The sequence below is a fragment of the Pedobacter sp. W3I1 genome, assembly GCF_030816015.1.
Classification (GTDB): domain Bacteria; phylum Bacteroidota; class Bacteroidia; order Sphingobacteriales; family Sphingobacteriaceae; genus Pedobacter.
The window spans coordinates 3386310-3410883 of the sequence record NZ_JAUSXN010000001.1; the positions used below are offsets into that span (position 1 = coordinate 3386310).

A 24574-nucleotide genomic window follows, 5' to 3' on the forward strand; every position below is an offset into this window, starting at 1 on the left:
TATGAAAACATATATTAGTATTTAAATTATACAAAATCTTCTCTTGTATAAATAAGAAAGCATTTTGTATGTTTGAGATTGTAAAAAATACGCTACAGCCAAATTTAAACCCTCATGAACGAAAAAGAATCGAAATACCAGGCTCCTGCTTTGGATAAAGGACTTGATATATTGGAATATTTATCAGCACAATCGATCCCATTGTCTCAAACTGAAATTGCGATTGGTATTGAGAAAACACCTAACGAAATTTATAGGATGTTGATGAGTTTGGAAAGTCGGGGTTATATTTTACGCGATGAGGTTTCAGGTAAATACAGGCTGTCGCTAAAGCTTTTTTACCTTTCTCATCGGCACTCTCCTATTGATGAGCTGCGTAAGGCTGCACAATTTCCATTGGAAGAACTGGCCAATACCATCCGTCAATCGTGTCATTTAAGTATCTTGTACATGAACCAGGTAATGGTGATTATCCATGCCAAAAGTCCTGGGCCAATTGCACTTTCCATAGAAGAAGGAAATTTATTCCCCTTGCCTTTAACCGCATCGGGTAAAGTTTTATTGGCTTATATGCCCGAGACTGAGCGTATCACAACTTTAAAAAACAATGCTATTTTTAAGAAATATGCCAAACCACAACAAGAAGATTTCTTAAGTTCTTTAGCCGATATCCAACAAACTGGCTCTTATTTTAAAAATAGTGATTCAGTTTCGGGTGTAACCGATATTTCGGTACCCATTGGTATCGAAAGTAATAATGGCATTATTGCCTGTTTAACCATTTCGATGTTAAATGCGTTAAATGTAGATCAGACCATCGCAAATGATGTTATCCTGGCTGAGGCATACAAATGTGTTAAAAAGATAGAGCAGCGGATTGGAGTTTAGCCCCCCACCCCCTAGAGGAGGCTTTGACTTTCTAATCGTTAATATAACTGCCAACTGCAATTGCCAACTGATTTGGGCGTTCCCCAATCCCGTGAAATACGGGAAAGGGTCGGGCTTTGCAGGGCTACGCTTCGCTCCGGTACCGATGAAGACCTGTGAAACAAGCAAGCATGCCGTGATTAAATAAAAACAGATGCTTAATCGGTACTGAACCCTTACAATTCCTAACGCGAACCTACTGCATTAAAGTTTGCGCTCGTATATCCCAACGAGTGCATAAATAACTTTACGATTTTATCGTTTGTAAACGACAAGCTATTTAACGCTCGTTAGCCCAGAAATTTCTTCCACTCGTCATCCTGAACTTGTTTCAGGATCTATCCTTTTATTAAAGTGCTGATCCCGATGTAGAAATTGAGTGTGCGGGAAACCTCAAATTCATTTGGGCGTTACCCAATCCCGTGAAATACGGGAAAGGGCCGGGGCTTTGCAGGGCTCCGCTTCGCTCCGGTACCGATGAAGACCTGTGAAACAAGCAAGCATGCCGTGATTAAATAAAAACAGATGCTTAATCGGTACTGAACCCTTACAATCCCTAACGCGAACCTACTGCATTAAAGTTTGCGCTCATTTCCCAACGAGTACATAAATAACTTTACGATTTTATCGTTTGTAAACAACAAGCTATTCAACGCTCGTTAAAAACGAGCGTTAGCGTAAAGGCTGTATCATAAATATAGATTGTCATCCTGAGCATGTCGAAGGATTTGTTTAAAAGATAGCAACTCCAGTCTCTCAAGAGGTTTCGACAAGCTCAACGTGACAAATTCGAATGGGATTACAACTTATGATACAACCCGTTAGTATCTTATCCCGAATACCTCACACTATAATCTTTACCTTTTTCGATTGTAACTTCATAAATTCCTTTCGAAACTTCTTTCACACCTGCATCTTTTACAACTGGTTTGGTTTTACTTTTTATCTTTAGTTTTCCTATTCCTGTTGGAGAAGAAACTTTGATTTCTTTCCTGCTGCAAAACACTGAAATATCTCCATGAGCTGTGGGCACTTTTCCTTCCATCCATGCTAAACCACCTAAATTAGGTTCGATGGTATAGTTTTCGTAACCCGGACTTGTAGGTTGTACGCCTAAATAATATTTTCCCAATAAATAAATCGGACTTGCACCCCAGGCATGGCAAAGGCTTTTGCCAAAAGGCCTGCCATACATGGCTAAATGTTCTGCTCCTTTTTTATCAGGGTTATATTCTTCCCAAAAAGAAGTTGCGCCCAGTTTTAACATGCCACCCCAATAATTTTTCATTTCTTTTAATACATAAGATTGCTCACCCATGGCACATAAGGCTTCCAATTCATAGAAGCGCATATAAGGCGTGGTGATTTTGGCGATCTGATCGTTGAGTAACACATTCTTTTTAACAGCCAGTTTTTGTTCCGGTGTAAAATAATCAAAGAAAATCCCAAACATATTGGCATAACGCGTTACATTTTCTGTTTGTTTATCGTCAACGCGACTATGCACCAATGCACTTTTATTCTGGTTCCAGTAAAGTTTGAAAATCTTGTCTTTCAGTTCTTTTGCCTGCTTATCGTATTTCGCGCTTCCTTCGGTATCATTAGCCAGTTTTGCACATAAAGCCATCGTTTCTAAACTCCGCGCGTATAAAAGCTGTTCGAAACTCACTTCGCCATCTTTGCTCAGTTTATCTGCCCAATCAATAAAAATCCAATCGCCTGGCATCCATTCCAACAAGCCATTTTTATTCTTTCTTCCACCGATATAGGTCATAAGCGATTGCATTCGTGGATAAATATCCTGCACAAATTTTTGGTCGCCTGTGAATTTGTAATAATCATAAATCCCTAAAAACCAATAAAAAGAATAATCCATAATGGTATTAATGTGCGCGGTTACAGGGTCTTTGCCACGCTGAGCCAGTAAAGTCCGTTTTACAGTTGGTGCATCAAAAAACGAATAATAGTTCATTAAATAACTTTGATAGGCATCGCCACTCCACACCCATCGATCGCGTTTTATCCCGTCAATAAAAAACTCGCGGGTATTGAGATGGAAAGTATATTTAGCTACATCGTAGATCTTGTTGAGTTCGGTATCTGATGATTTAAAACTGCCATGTTCAATAACGGGCGCATACTCATATAACATCGAAACAGAATCGGCAGATACATTTCCATCAGCTTGATAGTTCACATATCTGAAAGCCTTTGAAAGTGGCATAATGGAATCTTTTTTCTGTGCCAGGTCTATATCAAGGTAATCCAGGGTTTCGCATTTATCAGTAGATAAGGCTTCTTCTTTCGATTCTCCATAATAAATGCTCAGTCTTCCTTTACCTTTTAAACCATGCACTTTTATAAACCCGAAAGTTTCTTTTCCAAAATCAGATAGTGCGCCCCTATTTACTTTTTCAGTTTTAAATGCCGATTGTGCTACCACTGGCAATTTAAATTGTGAAGGCAATTTAGTCGGATCGGTTAAGTTCCAGGATCCTGCCGAAACAAAGGTAGTTCCTGATTTATCGGAGGTTTTTCCGCTGGCGTCAATCCATTCTTTGTCTTCAAAAGTTGTGAGCCAGCTTTCGTCTGATACCACAGTTTTACCTTGAACGAAGATCGCCGGAACATGAGCCTGATTATAAACTTTTAAACTCAGTTTATGCTTTCCGGCAGGAATCTGGATACTTTTTGGAAAACCAGCAATGGCCTGACCATCAATTTTCACATTATAAGTTCCTTCTACAAAAAGTTTAACTTCTTCTGCTTGTGTAAGATTAAATTCTTTGTGAAAATCGACCAGCACATAATGACTGTCCATTTTCCAGAAAACAGGGAAAAACGAACCTCTTTCTGTTCTGCGGTTCTGCATTACATTACTCATGTAGATATCGAAATCGCCCGGATACCAGATCCAAGAGGCTTTTTGGGCAAAAGCTGGTGCTACCAAACAGGTAAAAATTACCAGTAGAATTATTTTTTTTAAGTTTTTCATATTATTGAAATTTTAACCACAGATTCATCTGTGGTTTATTTGTTGCTTTCATTTTTTAGTTCTGGCGTCATTCTCGCGCAAGCGGGAATCTTAATGCAACCAATAAGCCTTTCTAAGGCTTTACGATTCCCAATCAAGTTGGTAATAACGATCGTTTCAATTTTAATGTCCATTAAAGAAAAGGTAAAGCGCAACCATTACCACCGCCAATGCAATCCACGAAATCCAAACCGATTTAGCTGGTTTTTCAATATTGGCCTGATGTTCCTCATTAACCGTATAAATGCTTGGCGACCTGTCTAACAATGAAATTAAAATCGCGATGATCAGTAATCCGGCAAAAATGAAAAATGATAACATGAGGTAATGTGGCCAGAAAGTATATTTATCTGAAGGCAAAATCCAGAGATAAGCTACCCCAATGCCCAAACTTAGTATAGAGCCGATTGAAAGTGTAAAATTAACCGCTTTTCTCGTGGTTCTTTTCCAGAAAACAGTGAGCAGGAATACAACTGAAAGTGGTGGCGCAATAAAACCCAAAACGGATTGAAAAACATCGAATAGGTTTAGCCCCTTAATGTTATCGATAGCTAAAACTACAATAACGGCAAAAATACAACCTGCCACAACTGCCCACCGGCCAATTCGGATAATCTGCTTGTTACTAGCTTGTGGATTTATTTTTTTGACATAAATATCCATAGTAAAAACTGTACTTAACGAATTTAAAGATGAACCAATTGTTCCCACCAATACCGCAATGAGCACTACGATGACCAAACCATTCATACCCGGAGGAAATAAATTGGTTACCATGGTCATGTAAGCTTCGTTAGGATCTTTTAAACCTGGAAAAAGCACGTAACAGAGTATTCCAGTGCCAATAAACAGTGGTAACGAAAGAATTTTTAGCCATCCAATAAAACTCACACCTAATTGCCCTTGCTTTAAGTTTTTAGCGCCTAAAACGGATTGTACCATCGATTGGTCGGTACAGAAAAAAGCGACAGCGGCAACAGGGTAACCCAATAATATAGCATACCAGGGGTATTTTGGATCGCTGGCGGGCTGTACCAGATTCCAAAAGTGATGTGGCGTTTTTTCATACAATGCAGAAATTCCACCCACTTTATTTAAGCCTAACAGCATTAAGGAAAGCGAAACCGCAATTAATAAAATCATTTGAAAAACGTTTACTTTGGCAATGGCTTTTAATCCACCGAAAAAAGTGAACAATCCGGCAAAGGCTACCAATACCGTAACCGATTGCCACATCGGAATACCTAAAATCTGGCGAACCAAAAAGCCACCAGCAAATAAGCCCAACGATAACCAAGAGATTAAAATCTTAACTAAAGCATACCAGGCCAGGATATTTTGAGTAGAATCGCCATATCGGTTACCCATAAACTCAGGCATGGTACTTACTTTGGCAGCAAGGTATTTTGGTGCAAAAACAATGGCGAGTAAAAACAAAAATATAAAGGCATACCAATCGAAGTTGACTGCCACAATACCGGTGCTATAACCAATGCTTGCAAAGGCCAGCAACATTGACGGGCCAACGTTAGTGCCCCACATATTAAAACCGATGCTGCTCCAGTTTAAAGATTTATTGGCTAGAAATAAGGTTTCATCATCATTTTTCTTTTTGGAGAAACTGGCCCGATAGCCAATGATCATCAGTGCAATGAGGTAAGCAATTACGATAAAGTAATCTAAACTGGTTAAACGTTCTACAATGTTTCCCATTAGGTTTATTTTGGTTAGTTTGCTTGTTATATTAATAGTTTTTAACCACAGATGGACACGGCTATACAAGGATTTTCATGATTTCGTCATTAGTGGTTCGTGGAGACACGAACCACGGAAAAACGTATCTCTGTTCATCCTATTTATCTGTGGTTAATATTATTATTCTTGCCATGGTACGTGTCCTCACCTACCAAATTATACGGTTCATGAGGACACAAACCATGGCTTGGTTTAGTTTCGTGTCTCCGTGGCAAACAATTACAATCCTATCGATTCCCTTGTAATATGATTTGCTTTTAATATTTCATCAACTTTTACAGGCAAACCTGTTTCTAAAGATTGATCCATCGCTTGTAATAACGCCACCGTGCCAATTCCTTCTTTTAAATCAGGGTAAGCAGTAAAGTTGTTGTTGATACTATCAGCAAAATAATCCAGGTAATTCTGGTATTCTCCTGCGTGATGGCTTTGTCCTTCGAAACGGAAATAATGTTTTAAAGTCGAATCGCCCCAGGTAATAATCTTTTCCTCCCCGGTGTTGGTGGTGACCGAATAACGCAGTTCGTGATAATCGGCCTGACTTGCACCCTCTGTTCCCCGGAGAATGCAGCTCATGCCACTATCGCGACTTGCAGGTTGCGTAGGACCTGTATAAGCACCACTAACCCTTGCAATCCGGCCATCTTTTGCTTTGAAGATAAAGTGCATCGTATCCTGGTTTTTCAGTCCGGCTTTTAAACCATTACTGCTTAACATACCATAGCCCATTACTTCCTCAATATCAGGCATGTACCACCTGATAAAATCTACCGGGTGACTTAAGCCACCATACAGCCATTTAAAAGACTGTTTTAGCGACCAGCCTTTCTCTAAAAACCAACGATGATCGGCATGATAATGACTTTCTATTGTAATTAACTCTCCAATTAAACCTTCATCGAAATCTTTCTTCTGGCGCATTGCAGGCTCGAAAAAGCGTGAACTTTGTCCTACAAAAATCTTTTTTCTCGATTTCTTCGCTAATGCTAACAGCTCATTGGCCTGGGCCAGGTCATCTATAAATGGCTTGGTGCAAACCACATGTTTTCCGTGTTCGAGTGCAAGCTTAATGTGTTCGAAATGCAGATGATCTGGCGTATAAATCGCAATCATATCGATTTTATCGCTGGTTAACATATCCTCGTAATTGGTTGTCCAGTTTTTAAAATCGAACTCCAAAGCACGTTCTTCGCAAAGCTTTTTATTGGCATCGCAAATCTGGATGAGCTTAAATTTTCTACTTGATAAAGACGCAGAAATTGTGCTTCTGCCCTCTCCTAAACCTAAAATCCCTAATCTTAACATGATATTTTTTTTCTAAGCGTTATTGTTTCAGTTTTGTCATTGCGAAGTACGAAGCAATCTTAATGCACCCGGCAGGTAGCCATAGTTGTAAGATTGCTTCGTCGTGCCTCCTAGCAATGACGATTTTCCTTTATTTATTCTATTGGTTTAAAGAACACCCAGACCTCATCTGGTTTTGTGCCTTCAATACCTTCCTGGTATTTTTTCATGATCGCATTCCATTCATCTACTTTTGGATTGTTCTCAGTAGTTTTTGGATTTAAATCATCTAATTTTTTTCCTTTCGGGATACTAATGATTAACATCAATTGTCGATCGTTTTTAAAAATTGCTAATCGTTGAAATTCAGCCTTACAAAATCCTCTTGAAATTTCAGGCCATTTCTCAAATTGCGTTTTGTGATAAGCAAGGTATTCTTTTTGCATTTTTTGGTCCTTAACCAAATTGGCTGATAAAATGATGTTATCCCATTCTGCAACAGGTTTATCGCCACAGTTCTTTTCTCTGTTGAAATCGTAAAATAAGTTATCATACAACTTGATTTCAACAGCACCTAAGCGTTTCAAAGTCTGTTGTAAACTCTCTACTTTCAAACTAGAGGTATAAATGACCAAACGATTGTTCCATTTATAATTTGAACCTGGCAGCAAGTTGTTTTCTTTTGCAAAAGTCTTTAAAGCGCCGTTACCAGGCAGGTTATTTGGCTTAAAAAGCAATTCGAATACAACTGATTGATCAACAGCCTGATTGATGCCTCTTTTCGAATAATTTGCTTTTTCCCTTAATAAATATTGAAAAGCTTTTTCTAAGCCTGCATTTTGTTTTATCTTTTCGTCTGCTTTCGGTCCATTGTTTTCCCAGAGATTACCTGGTCCGTTGGCATTTTGAAGATATTTTTCTGCCGGTGTCCAGTTGTTTTTGATGGTAATACCAGCTGAACCCTCATCGGTATAGAGGTAAAACCAATGATCTGGTAAATGCGCGTACGGCGCTTTGTAAATACTATCGACTACATTTCCAGTAATGGATGATCCGGGTTGGGCAGATAAGGTATAAATCCCCGCAACATCGTACAGGTGTTTTCCGTAATGATGGATTTTATTGTCGCTAATGGTATTGTTTTCCATTGCATTTGGCGTTTTCGTCCATCCCCAGCCCATACTGATTCCTGAGTAAGAAACATCGCTGATTTCGTTATGCAGAATTTTAATTCCTTGAACATAACCTGCTCCGATACCCACTGCGCCCCAATCTTCGTTGGTTACATCTGTGATCAGGTTATTTTCGATTCTGTTATTACTTGAAATTTCTCTTTGATCTGTAGGCTTATAAGGCAAATGCACTTCAACAGCTTCATCAGAAAAAGTCCCGATTAAAATGGCCGATCCGCCAATGTCCTTGAATAAATTTCCTTCGATTTCGTTATGAGTAGTTCCTTTATTATAATCTAAACCTGTAGAAGCCAGGTGCTCGAACCGACAAGATTTAAATGAGGTATTATTTGCGTAATTAACTTCCACAGCTGAAACCGGACGGCCAACCCAGGCCTGATTTTCCAGTGTAGGTTTATCTGGTGTTCCGGCTTTATCGAGTTTGTAGGCATCGAGCATGTACATACCGGCCTGGTGGGGCACATGACCTTGCTTTGATGGTCTCAACCAGGTAGCATGCCCGAAAGAAATACCTTCTAAACTTACATAAGAAACCGGTTGATCAATCGTTCCTTCGATTTTAAGTAAATTTTCTAAAGCTGGAGCAATAACTTCGGCATTTAACATGTTTTCTGTCGCCTTTGGCCAATAATAAAGCTTGTGGTTTTGCAGATCTTCGAACCACTCGCCAGGTTCATTTAAAAACTGGATTGCATTGCTTAGATAAAAGGCAGAATTCCCGGTTTTTGATGAGATCCATGGGGCTGGCCAGGGATGCTCTGACTGGATCCTGCTTTCTGGCTGCATGAAAGAAAGCTCTGCAGTATTGCCAATCACTTTAACCGATTTAACACGGAGATTCGCAATGGCCCACCATTGATGGATCAACATTTCCATGCCTTTAACCTTAGAGAGGTCGATATTTTTTTGCAGTGTGATAATGCAGGTTTGTTTTTCGCTATTCCACGATAAAACCCTGCCCATTTCTTCTCCATTATAGTTTTTCGCCCGAACAGCTTTATTCCCATTTACCCAAAGCTGCCTGAACTGCAGATCGCTGCCGTCGAAATTTGGAATATCGGTAACCCAAACTTTCCCGAATGCTTCTTTCGGCAAACCAGTAATTGCTTTATTAAGTTTTTCCCAGCCTTTTACTTTTACACCGCCGCTCAACACGACTCTTTCGTTTGCAATAATTTCGGTAGGACTATCTTTTGTGCCGGAATCTTCAGGACGGATAACTACAGGTTCATGCAATTGATAAAAGCCTTTGCCCATAATAATCTGGATGCCACCTTTAATGGAAGCATCATTTAAACGCCGTAATTCCCTTGCTTTACGTAGGGCTGAATGAAGAGTGGCTAAAGGTTTTTCTTTGGTGCCTATATTAGTATCTGCACCATTTATGGAGACAAAAATATCTACTGCATTAACTTTCAGGCACAATAATGATAAAAAGATCAGCAGACTAAAAAATGGTTTAATTTGCTTGGTTCGTGGAGACACGGACCAAATAATTTGGTATTTTGTTGTATCTGTGCTTTGCATCTTTTTGGTTATCGCGATTTCCATTTTCCTAATAAGATTGCTTCGTGCCTCGCAATGACGAAGCATGGTTTTGAAAAACCGACTTCAAGTAGCTCGTATTGGCACTAAAATTATATTTTACATTTGTTGGTTGTGCTGCATCGCGGCTTCTTTCTACCACTAGCCAACCGCTCCAACCCATATCATCGAGTGTTTCTTTTACTTTATTCAGATCAATTTTCGGATCGTTTTGTAACCAAACACCATCTTCATTGGTAGCATGAATTTGAATGATGTTTTTCTTTCCTAAAATCCTTAATTCGTCGTGTAAATCCCTCCCATTCTTAATGGCGTTAGAGAAATTGAAATAACTTTTAACTTGCTTGCAGCCAATATCTTTTAACAATTGTAATTCGCCTGTTGCATCTAATGCCGTTTCAATTCCAATGGTAACTCCGGCTTTAGCGGCCATTTTTCCAGCCACTTTTAACCTTTCAATAATTGGCTCACGTAATTCAGGATTTTTAACCAAATCTCCCTGAATTCCTAAGGGCAGAAATACCACCTTAATATTCATCGCTTTTGCCGTATTCAAACAATCCTGAATCATTTTCTGATAAGTTGGCCGTTTGGCAAATGATTGCGCGTAAAATCCGGTCATGGCCAGGGAGCAGATTTCGAGATTAAGCGCTTTCGCCTGGTCTAGATATTCCTGTCTGATTTTCGGATCGGCCAGTTTATTGTCGAAAGTTTCTCTATCGCCTAAACCACCCATGTCAATTTCTAAACCATCTGCACCAATTTCTTTGGCAAGTGGCAAAGCACTAATTTTCTGACGTTTGAGAATCATCAGGTCAATTACCGCAACTTTATATCTGTTTTTCTTTTCTGCAGCAAAAAGTAATTGATCAGGAATCATCAAAGCGCCTGTTAGCAGCGCTACATTACCAATAAAAGACCTTCTGTTTTGATGCTCCATATCCACTATTTGCTTGTGCCTAACGGGAATAATTTTTCCAGATTTTCAAATCCCATCACTGCATTTTTAGGTAGTTTTTCGCCTTTATCGCCAAAAACATAAAGAGCATTTTCCTTTTCGATGGTTACTTTACTTTCATTGTATTTACCGGCTTTATCTTTAATTGCAGTACCATTTAGTTTGAAGTTTTTGATCAGGAAATCGTAAAGTGCGATGCGCTTATTAATGCCAAAATCATGTTTTTCATCCGGAAGATGCACATTTTCAACCTTGTCTTTCACACCATAATAATTGTACATTTTTTGCAGGTAAGGAAAATCGTGTTCGGGTGTATGTGCCGTCCAATCGCTTCCATCAGATACCAATAATTGAGGTCGTGGTGCAGCCATCGCAGCTAATTCTACGTTATCGGTTCCACCTCCACATTGGTGGATTGGCATCCCGCTTTCGCATGGACAACCACCATAAAAGTAAGATGACATGGCAACCACCGGTGCACTTAATTTAATCCGGTCATCCATTGCCGTCATTAAAATAGAATGGCTTCCGGCACCCGAACCCCCGCTGATGCCTATTCTGCTGGTATCGGTTTCTTTTAACGAAGAGAAATAATCTAAAATCCTGATGCCACCTAAAGTTTGAACGGTTTGTGCCAGGCTTTTGCGATGATCTTCGTATTTAAACTGGAGCATCGATTCGCCCCAGGCAAACAGATCGTAACTAAAGGCCATTGCCCCCATTTTGGCTATCATAGCACATCTGATCTGGCAATCGGCTCTATATCGCTGTTTTTCCCAATGTCCATCAGGACTAAGCACCAAAGGGATTTTTCCTTTAAAGTTCAATGGTTTGTACAGTGAACCGTTAATCCATACACCAGGTAAAATTTCTAGTGCAATGTTTTCTACCGAATAACCATCGAAAATTCTTTTTGCGGTTACTATAGGTTTTGAATTTGGTTTTGCTGGTAGCGGCGATAACAGTAAGGCTTTGTATAGTTCTGGCTTAATTTCTGCCTTACGTTTTTCCCAGCTTACCTGATCGTGATATTTTGTGGCTAATTGGTCTAAGTACGCCCAACCATCCTGAACTTCCCAACGGTAATATTCGTATTCTTTTAATTTGTAAACACCTGGTTTCTCCTTATTTACTTTCATATCCAAGGGCATTAATACGTTTGCAAGTGTTTGATCAACATCGGCCCGGAAACGCCATTCGGCATAGTTTACCCATTTGTCTTTTACCTGTGGTTCTGAATATTTGATTTGGACCTTAAATTGGGTTTGAATCTCTTTTAATACATCGATAAGTGGTTTTTTATAGAGGTTATCGGTGTTTTGGGTTTGGGCGGATGTAGTTAAAGAAGTAATGGAAAAAAGTAGCATTAATGCTAAACGCATTTTTCTTCCAATCGATTGGTCGTCATTTCGACTGAAGCGTAGCGAAATGGAGAAATCTTTTTTAAAATAATAGATTTCTCGACTGCACTGCGTTCCGCTCGAAATGACGTATCTAGTTAAATCTATCATCTTACCCCTCCTCATTTTTAGTTTCTGTAATTACAGGTGCGGTATAACCTTTCAGCTTCGGCCAAACACCGTTTTTAATTTTCTTCAATTTTAACTTTGATGGATCAACCACAACATGTTTGATTTTTTCTCTTCTCCAGGTGTAAATAAAGTGTAACATGCCATCAGCAGTTTGAATTACTGCGGGATAAGAATACTGACTGATCGGTGAATCTTCCAAAATCAATGCTGCTGACCATTTTTTCCCGTCTTTTGAGATGGAAAAATTCAATGGTGTACGAGGTCCTTTGGCCAATTCGCCTGGAGGCAAAACGTGGTTATAAACCAGTACATGACGGCCATCTTTCATGGTTACCGCATCTGTACCTGAATTATTATTGGGTAAGGAAGTTTTGGTTAATGCCGACCAGGTTTCTCCATTATCAGTAGACCAGGATTCTACAATTGCACGATTGGCGGTTCTGGCTAAAATCTGCAATTTTCCATTTCCATGTTGAAGGATGCTTGGCTGGATGGCTTTAATGCCATTTTCAGGAAGTGGGCCAACTGTTCTCCAGGTTTTACCATTGTCGTTGGTCACTTCGAAGTGAATTTTCCAGCCGTCGCCTTCTTTACTCGATGGTGCAAAAAGGTTCCCGTTACTCAATAAAACAGGTTTATTTTTTACAGGACCAATATAACCTTCAGGTAATTTAGTGGCATCAGACCATGTTTTTCCACCATCTTTCGAAGTTCTCAACATGCCCCACCATTCAGATGGTTTTGGTCCGATTTTATAAAACAATAATAAATCTCCACCTGGTATCTGATACAAAACCGGATTCCATGTAGGTAATCTTTTACCATCGGCCTGCACGCCATTAGCTACCGAAACCGGCGCTAACCATTTACCATCAATAAAACGGCTGATGTAAATTTCTACATCAGGATTCCGTTCTTTTGTTCCGCCAAAAAATGAAGCGACTAAACCTGTTGGTGTTTCGGCAATGGTTGCGGAGTGACATGATGGAAATGGCGCTTTATCATATAGAAACTCTTGTTTTACAACGCCTGCTTGCCATTTTTCTATCTGGGCGTGGGCGCCTAGTGTGATTGCTAAAACAAGTCCGATTGTAGTGTATATATTTTTTAATTTCATATTTCTTTTTCTTCGAGGGTGATTACACAGATGAATTGATTTCACCGATTTAATTTTTACATCTAAAACTGAAAACTTCAAACTGTGAACTGCCTACTGCTTCTGTTTCGCTGCTTTTTCTTCTTTAATCTTTTTAGTATATGCACTGTAAAGTGCTCTCCAACTGCGGCCATTGTTATTCAACATTTGCTCTGATTTTGTTTTATAGATCTCAAAAATGGCCGAAATCTGTTTCATGTTTTTATAGTCTACGGCTTGTTCCCTGGCTTGTTTCAAGAAAGCTAAAATCTTTGTTTCTTCATCAGCAGTTAAATCAGGAACTATAGCTTTGTAGCCTTTCATAGTGAAATCTACTTTGCCAATGGTGTATTTGTCTAAAATGGTTTCTACCTGCTCTGGTGTTAAGTTCTTTCTCAATCCATCCATTAAAGCCTGGTGAACAGTGGAAGGCATAGCAGAATCAGCAATGATTTGTTTGTCTAAATCGCTTAATTTATTGCCAGTAACAGGGTTTACCCCATCAGGAACTGTAGATGACGGATGATCGTTATGCCAATCCCTAATAGTAGTTAAATGAATAGCAATTATATTTTCAACAACTGACTTTTTAGTCATATCGGTTAAATTCAATGCAGCAACGAATTCTTTCGATTTGCTTAGCACTTCTTCTGGCACTACAATATCTTTTGTTTGACTGAATGCGTTTACTGTGGTTAGTAGTAAAGTGAGCAACATTAATGGTTTTAAAATCTTTCTCATAATTCTATTTTAATTATTAGCTATTAACTTTTTAACAGTTCTGTGTGAACGGTCGTCATTGCGAGGTACGAAGCAATCCTAATGCTTTAGCTACCGTTGTAAGATTGCTTCGTGCCTCGCAATGACGTTGAGGCGAAGAAAAACGCCTTATCTTTCGTCATTCCGACCGTAGTGGAGGAATCTTTTAAACCAATTAAAATGATTTCTCGGTTTCGTTACACTCCACTCGAAATGACGACCTATTTATATTATTTACTATCCACCACAAAACAATAATCTCCAGAGCCGACCTCATAAATCGCGCTGTTATTCTCCATTTTTATAAATTTTAAATCTTTTATTGATTTCAATTTTTCAGTCACTTCATTTTTATTACCAGCTGGAACATAAACCAAAGCTGTTGTATTCGGCGGAATGGTAATATTCCAGTTGAACTGACCTTTCGTTTTGGTATAACTACTTTTGATGAGCCCATAAACCGAGTTGTAACTAGCATTTACAGCGTTTAAACCATTAATCATTTCTGGTTTCATGACGATCTTTTTAAAAGCAGCACTTTCTGATTTTATACCAGCAAGGTTTTCGTAATACCAAATCAGCAAATCACCGAGCATCATCACATGGTTTTGCGAATTCATCTTCGGATCAGCAGTATTCCCATTCCATAATTCCCAAATGGTTGTTGCACCATTATCAACCATATAACCCCAGCTTGGATAAGTTTTTTGTATAGCCACAGTATATGCTAAATCTGGTCGGCCATAATCATTTAAGCACCTCATTAACCACTGAATACCGACCAAGCCATTACTTAAATGGCCTTTATTGGTAACTTCGACCGTGTAAATGATGTTTTTAAATACCTGATCTACCCTATTTTGTGGAACCATGCCGAAATAAAGCGGAATAATGTTATCTGTTAAAGCATTTGAGGCATAATAACCCTTATCGTTATAATATTTCTGGTTGAAAGCTTCTTTGATTTTATTTCCCAAAAGTTCATATGCTTTTACATCACTATCATTGCCACTTACCCTGGCAAATTGCATCATCAATTGGGTGAAATGATAATAATAAGCTGTAGAAATCAATTCTGAAGGATATTTTTTATCGGCACTTTTACCACGGCCAAATTCGATGGTAATGGGCGGCATACACCAATCTCCATAACTATCTTTAGTCAGGATGTAATCTTTCATATAACGGTCTTGCATGTAAGCCAACCACTTTTTCATCGCGGGATAATTATCACGCACCGCAGAAACATCACCTGTTTGTTTGTATAACATTTCGGTAACCAAAAGCATCGCTCCAGGCCAGGTCATATTGTCGCTGTAGTAACGCCAGAAAGCTGGTGCAACATCTGGAATAGCGCCATCTTCTTTTTGCGAATTTCTGATATCCTGCAACCATTTGGCGTAAAACCGTCCGTTATCGAAAAGAAAACTTTCTCCATAAGCCACAGCACCGCGATCGCCTAACCATGGCATGCGCTCGTTACGTTGAGGACAATCAATCGGTACACCTTTATAATTTCCGGCAATTCCCCACCAGGCATTTTTAAAGAGCTGATTGGTCAGCGCATCCGAAGTTTCGAATGAACCAACCGTTTTAATGTTATCATAAATCATTTTTCCAACGAAATCGTTCACTGACGGTTGGTAAGTATATCCTGAAAGTTCTACGTATCTAAACCCGCGGTAAGCAAAAGTAGGCTCCCAGGTTTCTAATTCACCTCCTTTTAAAGTGTACAAATCGGTACATTTGGCATTGCGAAGATTAGCCGTAAAGAGTTCTCCATTATCTTGTAGTGATTCTGCAAAACGCATTTTAATTTGCTTTCCCCATAAACCCTTTACCTTAATTTGCAACCAACCCACCATATTCTGGCCCATATCTAAAATATATCGGCCACCAGAAAGTTTAGTAATGGAGACAGGTTTAAGTGTATTCATCACTTTCATGTTTTCATTCATCTGAGCTTCGATCACACCACCTGGTTCCTGAACAAATTCAGCTTTTGCCCATTTGCTATCATCAAAACCTACCTTATTCCAGCCTGTTGCTTCTTTGGTCGCATCATATTCTTCTCCATCATATTCATTATTGGTTCTGATTGGTCCATCGGCAGTGCCTTTCCAGCTATCATCGGTATCAATGTTTGCGGTTGTTCCATCGGTGTAAACGATGTTGATGTTCAGCAGCATTTTAGGGAAACCAAAGGTTTTAATTTTATAGGGCTTCTCATTCTGGCGCATCGCGAAGAAACGGCCGTTACCTAAAACTGTGCCCACTGCATTCTTTCCATTCAGAATGTAACCGGTTACATCATACGTGTTGTATTTTACATTTTTTGTGTAATCTGTTGGCGACGGAGACAATACATCTTCTCCAACTTTTTTGCCGTTGATAAACAATTCGTATAAACCTAAGCCAATGATAGATGCTGTGGCAGATTTTACGGTTTTCGAACTCTGAAACTCTTTTCTGAAATATCTTGCAGATAAGCGTGAATCGGTTTTAATATTATCCCATGGAAAAGCCCTATCGAAACCAATCCAGCCCTTTGGCCAATCTTTGTAATAAAGCAAGCCCATTGAAAAAGAATTATTAGCCGACCAATCACTTTGACCAGCAGTTGTCCAAACTTTTACTTTCCAATAAACTTTCATACGACTGGTCAACCTTTTTCCGTCATAAGCTACATGAATGGATTCAGCAGAATTTACTTTTCCGGAATCCCAGAAATCCCCTTCATTCGAATTTAATTTTTCCAAAGAAGAAGCAACTAAAACCTGATAAGCAGTTTGCATTACATTACGTTCATTAGAAATGATATGCCAGGCCAGGCGTGGTTTTAAAACATCAATTCCTAACGGATTTTCGAGCATTTCGCAGGTGGTATGCTGCAAAACGATTTGTGCCACCACTTTTGAAAATGGCAGTAACCAGGTGCTGATGATCGCTATGTAGATTTTAATGTTCATTTACGCTTTGCGGTTGATTACACTGATTAATGGATTACACTGATTTTCTTATTCCTTAATTACTTTTTCTTATTTCCTTTGCGAAAAACTTAGCGTTCTTTGCGGTTAACCTACAACCCTGAAAAATCAAAATACAAGGTCATATCCAATGCTCTTGATGGATCTTTATCAAAATCGTAATAAATATTCTTCATTCCCATAGGTCCGGTTGTTTCTGGTTTTTGTGTTTTTGTGCCAATGGCCGAAATACCATTCATAAAGGAAATATCTCCATTAGGAAAAGTCGGACTCATATTATCATATTCTGTATCTTTCGATTTCTTAGGCGTAAATAGCCTTAAGAAAACATCTTCCCTATCCGTTACCACCTTGAATGACTGTTGCTTGCCCATAAATTCGCACCAATACATATTCGAATAATAACCTTTAAATTCCGGGTATTGCCAAGGTGCTTCGCCTGTTGCAGAATTGTTATAATCCTTTTTCCAGATGCCAAACTGTGTGCCTTTCATCCTGTTCTTCCAAACGCGGTATGGTCCGTTTCCTTTATATTCAACCCCTTTAATTTCTGATTCAGGGTAAGAAAAATTCAATCCAACAAAAGTGGTAAAGTAATCCGATGGAAAATATTTTACTTCCATTTTTAACCAACCAGATGGATAAATGGTCCATTGTAAAGTGTTATAGCTTTCTTTTTTATCAAATGTGGAAGAAATCACTAAGTTTTGGCCATCTATTTTGGTAGTGAAATTTTTGAAATTATTTACCCCCTCTTGTAGAACTGGGCCATTTGAAAACGGAATTACACCTTTAGCATTTTTAGCCTGTTGCAGTAATCCAGTTGTTTTATCGAAAATTAAACCGATCCCATTGGCCGAAACCTGATAAGTTTTGGCATCTTCTTTTAAAATCACTTTTGATGCACCTGTTTTGACCACAATTTTCGCTGCATCATCTTGAGGTAGTGCAATCGGGAAACTCCAGGTAAATAATTCTTTACCATCTGGTCCGTTTGCAGTTAAATAAAGTGCATCAAAATTTCTCCAATCTGCGGGAAGGTTGACCTGTAATTTTCCTTTTTCGAAAGGTTTGATGTTTGGTGCGTCGGCTTTACCTGTTTTAAATTCAGCATCCTCACCTGCTTTCAGTTTTTTGAATTTCCAGCTAAAAGTACATTGGTTGAGATTGGTGAAAGCATAACGGTTTTCCAGGGTGAATGAGCCATCAAATCCAGGTGTCATTTCTCTTTTCTCCACAAAAACAGGACTCCAAACTTCTTTAATGGTAAAGAAACTACCTTCTTTTTCGTGATACGGACCAACAATCCCATCAGGACCGTGATTTCCGTCGGTATCCAGTTCTCCATTTTTATCGGTACGAACTACGGCCTGGTCGGCAAAATCCCAAAGGAAACCACCTGCTGAAAGCGGATTGTTCCACATGGCATTCCAGTAATCTTCAATACCTGCACCATGACCGCCATCCCACATACCATGTAGAAATTCTGTTGGCATTAAGATGTGATGGCCATGATCGTAATTGCCGATTCCATAGTTAAATTCGCGGTAATGCGTGGTTTCAAATCCACCGAAAACCTCCCATGGGTGAATTAAAGGTCGTTTTTGCAGATCTTCTTCAGCGAACAGGTGGTCGAGTTCGCGGTTGTGCCCACCCTCGTTTCCGTTCGCCCAAAATATAATTGATGGATGATTTTCATCATTTAACATCATTTCTTTCATCAATTTTGTTCCGGTTGGCGTATTATAGGTGCCATGCCAGCCAGCCAGTTCGTCCATCACAAATAAACCCAGCGAATCGCAAACATCTAAGAAATGTCCATCAGGTGGATAATGCGACATGCGAACAGCATTCATATTCATTTCCTTCATTAATAAAACGTCGGTAATGCTGATTTTTTTACTGGTAGTTCTGCCTGATGATGGGTAAAATGAATGGCGGTTTACGCCTTTGAATTTCATTTTCACTCCATTTACATACACACCGTCGCGTTCTTTTACTTCAATCGTTCTAAAACCGATCTTTTTCGAAACCTGATGAATCTCTTTACCATCTTTGATCAAAGTAAAGGTTACTGTGTATAAGTTTGGGAACTCTGATGACCATAATGCCGGATTGGAAAACTGATGATTCAACTGTACATTTTTATTTCCTTTTTTTAATGGAGTTGTAAATTGATCACCGAACTTCTTGCCGTCTTTTCCGAAAAGTGCTACTTCAACTTTGTCAGCATCTCCAGAATAACTCAATAGCGTATTCAAATTGCCGTTGGCTTGCGCATTAATTTGGATTCGATCGATATGCGTTTGTGGTAGCGCTTCAAGGTAAACAGGTCTGAAAATGCCACCAAAAATCCAGAAATCCGCTTTTCGTTCTGCCTCATTAACCGATTGGTTTGCTGAATGTTTAGATACTTTTACTTCAAGTAAATTATCGCCAACAAGTTTTACCAATTTAGAAATATCGTATCTAAACACATAAAACGAACCCTGATGTGTTTCTCCGGCAGATTTTCCGTTGATTTTAACCTCAGTATCCGTCATCGAACCTTCGAAAACGATATTGATTTTTTTGTTTTTCCAGGCTGCAGGAACCTTAAAGGTGTATTTATAAAGCCCTTGTTCTTTGCCTTTATTTTCCTCTTTATTGAAACCGTAATTATATTTTCCAAAACCCTGCAGTTCCCAGTTTGAAGGAACAGGAATGCTTGTCCATTTTCCCGAATTTGCGCCAGCTGTGCAGAAAAAATCCCAATTAACCGTATTGTCGTTTCCGGTTCCCGATAGGTATAATTTTTCTGTTTGCTGTGCTTTTAGCGAGCAAAACATAGATATTAAACACCAGAAAAGTATAAATCTGCGCTTCATTAATTGGTTTTAAAAGTTTTAGTTAAGGGGTTATCAGTACGGAAAGGTAAAGCAGGTAAACCGTTGCTGTAAAAATTCCCTGATGGGTTCTCCGTCCAGTTGTAACGTACTGCCACAGGTAATTTAATCTCTTTCGCAGAAACTACAACCTTCCCATTTTTTGCAACAGCCGCTGCATTGATGAATTTACCATCTTTACCAGCAATTGTAAATCCTGTTATAGGCTTTATTGAATTCGCTTTCAAATAATCGAAATCCAATAAAGCTTTCCCCTCTTTAAAAGATGTGGATTTATAAACCGGACCTGAAAAATCATTTTTTTTATGATAGGTATTAGCCAAAGCCCAAAGTGCGAGTCTTCTGCCCACTTCCCATTTGTATGTTGGGTGTAAGTCTTCGTTCGAATCGGTTAAATCATTAGTAGAAACCATTCCTGTATTTGGCAGTCGTAACAATTGCGCTTGTGCCTCCCAAAATTCGGGTTCTGTATTTTCATCAACAGGTACCTTACCTTTGGTTTTGGAGTAGTTGAAAGGTGCAATCTGGACGTAATAAAATGCAAGGTCGTTTTCTTTCCAGGCTTTGCGCCAGCTGCTAATAAGGACTTTCATTTTATAGGCATAACTGATCTTCTCATTCAAAAAGCAATTTGTTTCACCCTGATACCAAAGAAATCCTCTGATTTTAAACGGTGTTAAAGGTTCAATCATCGTCGGATAAAACTTGCCCGGATCATTACTTACTTTTTGATTTTTGAAATAATCTTCCTGTGCAAAGGCATTTTCTGAAATCCATGGTTCAAGTGCACTGCCTGGAATGGCCGAAGAGATCATGCCAACAGGAATGCCCAGTTTCTCCTGAACTTCCTTGGCGAAGAAATAACCTACGGCCGAAAAAGAACGTAATGCTGAATCTTGTGCTACTGCCCAACTTTTATGAATTGAATCTGGTTTATTCAGTTGTTTACGGTTAACTAAAAAAATCCGGATCTGGGTATTTTTCGCTTTTGCAACTTCATCTGATGGAAAACCCAACTTTTCGTTTTTAGGTTTGGGGATTTTGGCCAGTTTACGCATGGCATATTCCATATTGGATTGCCCTGAGCATATCCAAACCTCGCCCACCAAAATATTGCTGAGTTCAATTTTATTTGAGCCGCTGATGGACATCATTTGAGGTTTTGAAGATGTTTTTAATGGCGCTAAAATAATAAGCCAGTTTCCGTTTTTATCAGCCACCGTTTCCTTTTTCTGACCTGCGAAAGCTACTTCTATTTTTTCGCCAGGTGAAGCAAAACCCCAGATATTGATCGGTTTATCCCGCTGCAAAACCATATTGCTCGATAAGATTTGAGGCAGCAGGATTTTTGCGTTGGCTGAGAAAGAGAATAGTGAAAGGAGGATTATTAGTTTCGTCATTCTCGCGCATGCGGGAATCTTAAAGCCTATTGCATTACGATTCCCAATCAAGTTGGGAATGACGCTCCGGAAAGATTGCCACGTCGTTCCTCCTCGCAATGACGATGAGGCGGTCGGAATGACGAACGCTTTAGAACGCAACGAGGGAAAAACTTTAAACTTCAAACTGAAAACTGAAAACTGTCTCAAAATCCCTCCGTTTTTAAGTATTTAATCGAATAAACTGCCTCTTTTGTTGATTCACCAGCATTTTTTAAGTCATAAGTCTGATCGGCAGGTGTATCTATATCTGGAAAGCGGCGAACATCGCCTGTACGGAAAACAATTCGCGAAACATCGGCTACCGGCTGAAAAGCCAGGCTAGTTAAAACATCTTTTCCATTTACGGTTATCGTATAAAATCTGGTGTGCGCATCAAGTTTCAATTTAATATCATAGCTCTTTCCAGCCTCATATTTCATGAAGTTTTTATAACGTGCGCCAGCTTTGGCACTTAATGTACCAGCGGTATCGAAAGTCAATCGTACGGTTGCCATCCCTTTAGCATCTTGCAATTCGATTTCCAGCAAACCGAAATTATTTTGTTTTGGTGTAACCGAAAACGAGGTAATTGTTTTTCTACCCACCGGAAATATCCGCTCTGCCTTTGCATAGTCAAAGGGATCTTTATCCCTTAAAACCAAAGCTCCATCTTCAACTTTAACCGGCGCCCAAAGCGGACTATAAATATTCCACATTTCCAGTTCTTTGCTTTTAGGAAGCTTCTCAAAATAATCATTTACATGCTGGGTAGCCTGATCTTTAACAGGCACAGGCACTGAAGAAACCCAGATATCTTCCTTATTCATGCTATAAGTTACCCACAGTTTGCCATCGGCAGGTTTTCCATTACCTTCTTCAATACCACGTACATATTGCGGACCATAAGATTTGTAATTGCCACCATAGCGCATGGGTGTGATTTCACCATTAACCAACAAAAGGTTGGTATAATCTAAACCATTTTTACTGGTCGAAATGGCTAGCGGCCATCGGTATTCTGATGGATTATAAACCGTTGCATAATAACCATCTGATGTTTTTTGTCCCCAGATTTTAGCATTGCTGTTTACAAAACCAGGTGCACGGGAAGCATTTTCCGGCCAGCTTTTGCCGTTATCATTGCTGATTGCGGTTAAGGCATTTTTCCACAAACCAACCACTCTTCCATCCGGTAAATGATAATAGCTGAATGCTTTATATTGTTTTTGTAAAGTGATTAAAGGATCCTTTCTATCGGCCTCTTCATTCCATTGTTGCGTCATTAATTTATTTGCTAATAACTCCTTACAAGCCTCAATAAAAGCTTTGCTTTTGCTTTTAGTATACAATGGATATTTAGTGTTCTTTTCTGAATAGCCGGGATTATAATGGATGAAATAAATCGGACCGTATTTTCCATCTGGCTGAATCTCGCGAACAGCCCTGCCAATTCCATGCCCATCATTCGGGTCGTCTTTTGCGTCGAAACTGATCGCGTAAAAGCCCAAAACCAGGAATACATTTTTAGAGGAAACATAAAAGCCCATGCGTTGATGCATTACGGCATCTAAATCTTTTGCTACATCAGTTCTTCCCTCTTTTGTGGTGCCATCAGGGATTCGGTAAATAGGAAATATTACTTCAGGTTTAGTCCAGGTGTAACCATCTTTTGATGATTGAACCAAAGTTTGTCCTGGTGGAATGCTTTCACCAACTTTATCACTCAGATATTCGATATAAAATTTATTGTTCCAGTAAGCGAGCATCGGTGCATGGTTATAGGTCCAGCCGAAGTTTTCTGCCAGTTCCGGGTGTTCTCTGTTTGCACGGAAAGTTTGAATGTTATGCACACCCATTACCGGCGAAAGTTGCCCGTGGTGGTAATCTGCATTAACCAAAGTTTTGCCTGTATAACGCACCGTATCTTGCGCTTGCGAGTTTTGTGCTGCAAATGTTAGTGTTATGCTTAAACAAAGTATTTTAAATATTTTCATTTTTTTATTTCATTTCATCATTGCGAGTTTCCGATTTTCCATCGGAACGAAGCAATCTTCTTTGCTAAATAGACTGCTTCACGCGCGCGCTCGTTCCCCTTACTTCAGTTCGCAATGACGATTCATTTATAGATTCAATAAGTTCTCAATCACTTTCCTTTTCACTTTTATAATCGTTCCGTGTTTATGCCCTTCGGGTATCGAAACTTCTGCAGTCACATCCTTAAAAGTTTTAAAATCGGCTGTTTTATAGGCTGAATAAATCTTTTGTCCATAGGCATCAAAATAAATCAGCCAGTCTTTTCCAATCTTTACCACAGTTGGCCCCTCGGTTAATTTTGGGCTAAAAGTTTCCGAAACCTTTTTGTAAGGTCCTAAAGCATCTGTTGCGAAAGCGACCTTTAAGTTTCTGTTCGGGCGTGTATTGTCTTTTAAAACCAATACATAATCTTTGCTTGTCCTTTTCACAATCACCGCATCGATCACACTAAAACCTGGATCTAGAAATAATTTTGGTTTCGAGAAGGTGATAAAATCTTTTGTGGTAATGCTGTACATCCTGTGATTGTTTTCTTCTTCTTCTATTCCTTTAGCAAAGCGGAATGGTATGGTTGAAGCCCAGATGATTACATATTCGTTTCTTTCATCATCGAAGAAAATTTCAGGTGCCCAAACATTCACCGTTTTCGGCTCGCTTTCCATTACCGGAATAAATTTCTGTTCGCTCCAATTGATCAGGTCTTTTGAACTGGCATAACCAAAACCTTTATCGCCTTTCCAGCTGCAGGTCCAAACTAAATGGAAAGTGCCGTCTGGTCCTTGTGCGATGGATGGATCACGTAATACCTTTTGGGTGCCAACGGCAGGTTTCAGGAAAGTTTTATTCAAATCTGTCCAATGGTAAGCATCATAGCTGTATAAAAGCCTTAATCCTTCATTTGCAGGCTCGTGGAAAGAGGTAAACAGGTAAGCCTGTTTTGAGCAGGATGTTAATCCACAAAGCAGCAGGCCAATTATAGCTAAGCGAAATGATGTTATGGACTTTAGTTTGTACACTGTTATTTTATTTCGTTATTTTATTCTTTAATGATCGTCATTCCCTTGCAGGCAGGAATCTTAATACAAACGCTTTAAGATTCCCAATCAAGTTGGGAATGACGACCGC

The 24574-nt window shown here is 39.2% G+C and carries 14 protein-coding genes; 1 reads left to right on the plus strand and 13 read right to left on the minus strand.

Translation table 11 applies throughout. From position 1 onward, the window contains the following. Nucleotides 1–114: 114 nt before the first annotated feature. Entirely contained in the window at nt 115–888 is a 774-nt protein-coding gene (locus tag QF042_RS14115) for an IclR family transcriptional regulator (protein ID WP_307529417.1), read from the plus strand. An 868-nt stretch (nt 889–1756) separates the two neighbouring features. Here the strand turns inward: QF042_RS14115 and QF042_RS14120 are convergent. The 13 genes from QF042_RS14120 to QF042_RS14180 all read right to left on the minus strand — a co-directional run bounded on the left by QF042_RS14120 (nt 1757) and on the right by QF042_RS14180 (nt 24465). After that, nucleotides 1757–3922, minus strand: a complete 2166-nt coding sequence (locus QF042_RS14120) for an alpha-L-rhamnosidase C-terminal domain-containing protein (protein WP_307529419.1) — start codon at nt 3920–3922, stop codon at nt 1757–1759. A gap of 162 nt (nt 3923–4084) precedes the next feature. Continuing rightward, a complete protein-coding gene (locus tag QF042_RS14125) occupies nt 4085–5674 on the minus strand; it encodes an SLC5 family protein (protein WP_307529421.1) in 1590 nt (529 codons plus the stop codon). Between the two features lie 261 nt (nt 5675–5935). Then, entirely contained in the window at nt 5936–7021 is a 1086-nt protein-coding gene (locus QF042_RS14130; protein WP_307529424.1) for a Gfo/Idh/MocA family protein, read from the minus strand. Between the two features lie 134 nt (nt 7022–7155). Then, the gene (locus QF042_RS14135) at nt 7156–9678 is read right to left on the minus strand and encodes a right-handed parallel beta-helix repeat-containing protein (RefSeq protein WP_307529426.1); all 2523 of its coding nucleotides are present in this window, start codon (nt 9676–9678) and stop codon (nt 7156–7158) included. 70 nt (nt 9679–9748) lie between these two features. Then, nucleotides 9749–10678: a sugar phosphate isomerase/epimerase gene (locus QF042_RS14140; RefSeq protein ID WP_307529428.1), complete on the minus strand. Its 930-nt coding sequence runs from the start codon at nt 10676–10678 to the stop codon at nt 9749–9751. Between the two features lie 5 nt (nt 10679–10683). Further along, complete coding sequence (locus tag QF042_RS14145; protein ID WP_307529430.1) at nt 10684–12207, minus strand: acetylxylan esterase; 1524 nt, start codon at nt 12205–12207, stop codon at nt 10684–10686. Between the two features lies 1 nt (nt 12208). Then, nucleotides 12209–13345: an exo-alpha-sialidase gene (locus tag QF042_RS14150; RefSeq protein ID WP_307529432.1), complete on the minus strand. Its 1137-nt coding sequence runs from the start codon at nt 13343–13345 to the stop codon at nt 12209–12211. Between the two features lie 93 nt (nt 13346–13438). Continuing rightward, the gene (locus tag QF042_RS14155) at nt 13439–14104 is read right to left on the minus strand and encodes a DUF3826 domain-containing protein (protein ID WP_307529434.1); all 666 of its coding nucleotides are present in this window, start codon (nt 14102–14104) and stop codon (nt 13439–13441) included. Between the two features lie 248 nt (nt 14105–14352). Further along, nucleotides 14353–17091, minus strand: coding sequence for an alpha-L-rhamnosidase (locus QF042_RS14160; RefSeq protein WP_307529436.1), 2739 nt, complete (start codon nt 17089–17091; stop codon nt 14353–14355). 110 nt (nt 17092–17201) lie between these two features. Next, nucleotides 17202–19976 carry a glycoside hydrolase family 2 TIM barrel-domain containing protein gene (locus QF042_RS14165; RefSeq protein WP_307529438.1) on the minus strand — a complete coding sequence of 925 codons (2775 nt, stop codon included), beginning with the start codon at nt 19974–19976 and terminating at the stop codon, nt 17202–17204. Continuing rightward, the gene (locus QF042_RS14170; protein WP_307529440.1) at nt 19976–21394 is read right to left on the minus strand and encodes a sialate O-acetylesterase; all 1419 of its coding nucleotides are present in this window, start codon (nt 21392–21394) and stop codon (nt 19976–19978) included. Before QF042_RS14170 ends, QF042_RS14165 begins: the two co-directional genes overlap by 1 nt. Before the next feature lie 185 nt (nt 21395–21579). Then, nucleotides 21580–23409: a six-hairpin glycosidase gene (locus tag QF042_RS14175; protein ID WP_307529441.1), complete on the minus strand. Its 1830-nt coding sequence runs from the start codon at nt 23407–23409 to the stop codon at nt 21580–21582. Between the two features lie 126 nt (nt 23410–23535). Further along, complete coding sequence (locus QF042_RS14180; RefSeq protein WP_307529443.1) at nt 23536–24465, minus strand: glycoside hydrolase family 43 protein; 930 nt, start codon at nt 24463–24465, stop codon at nt 23536–23538. Nucleotides 24466–24574 lie beyond the last annotated feature (109 nt).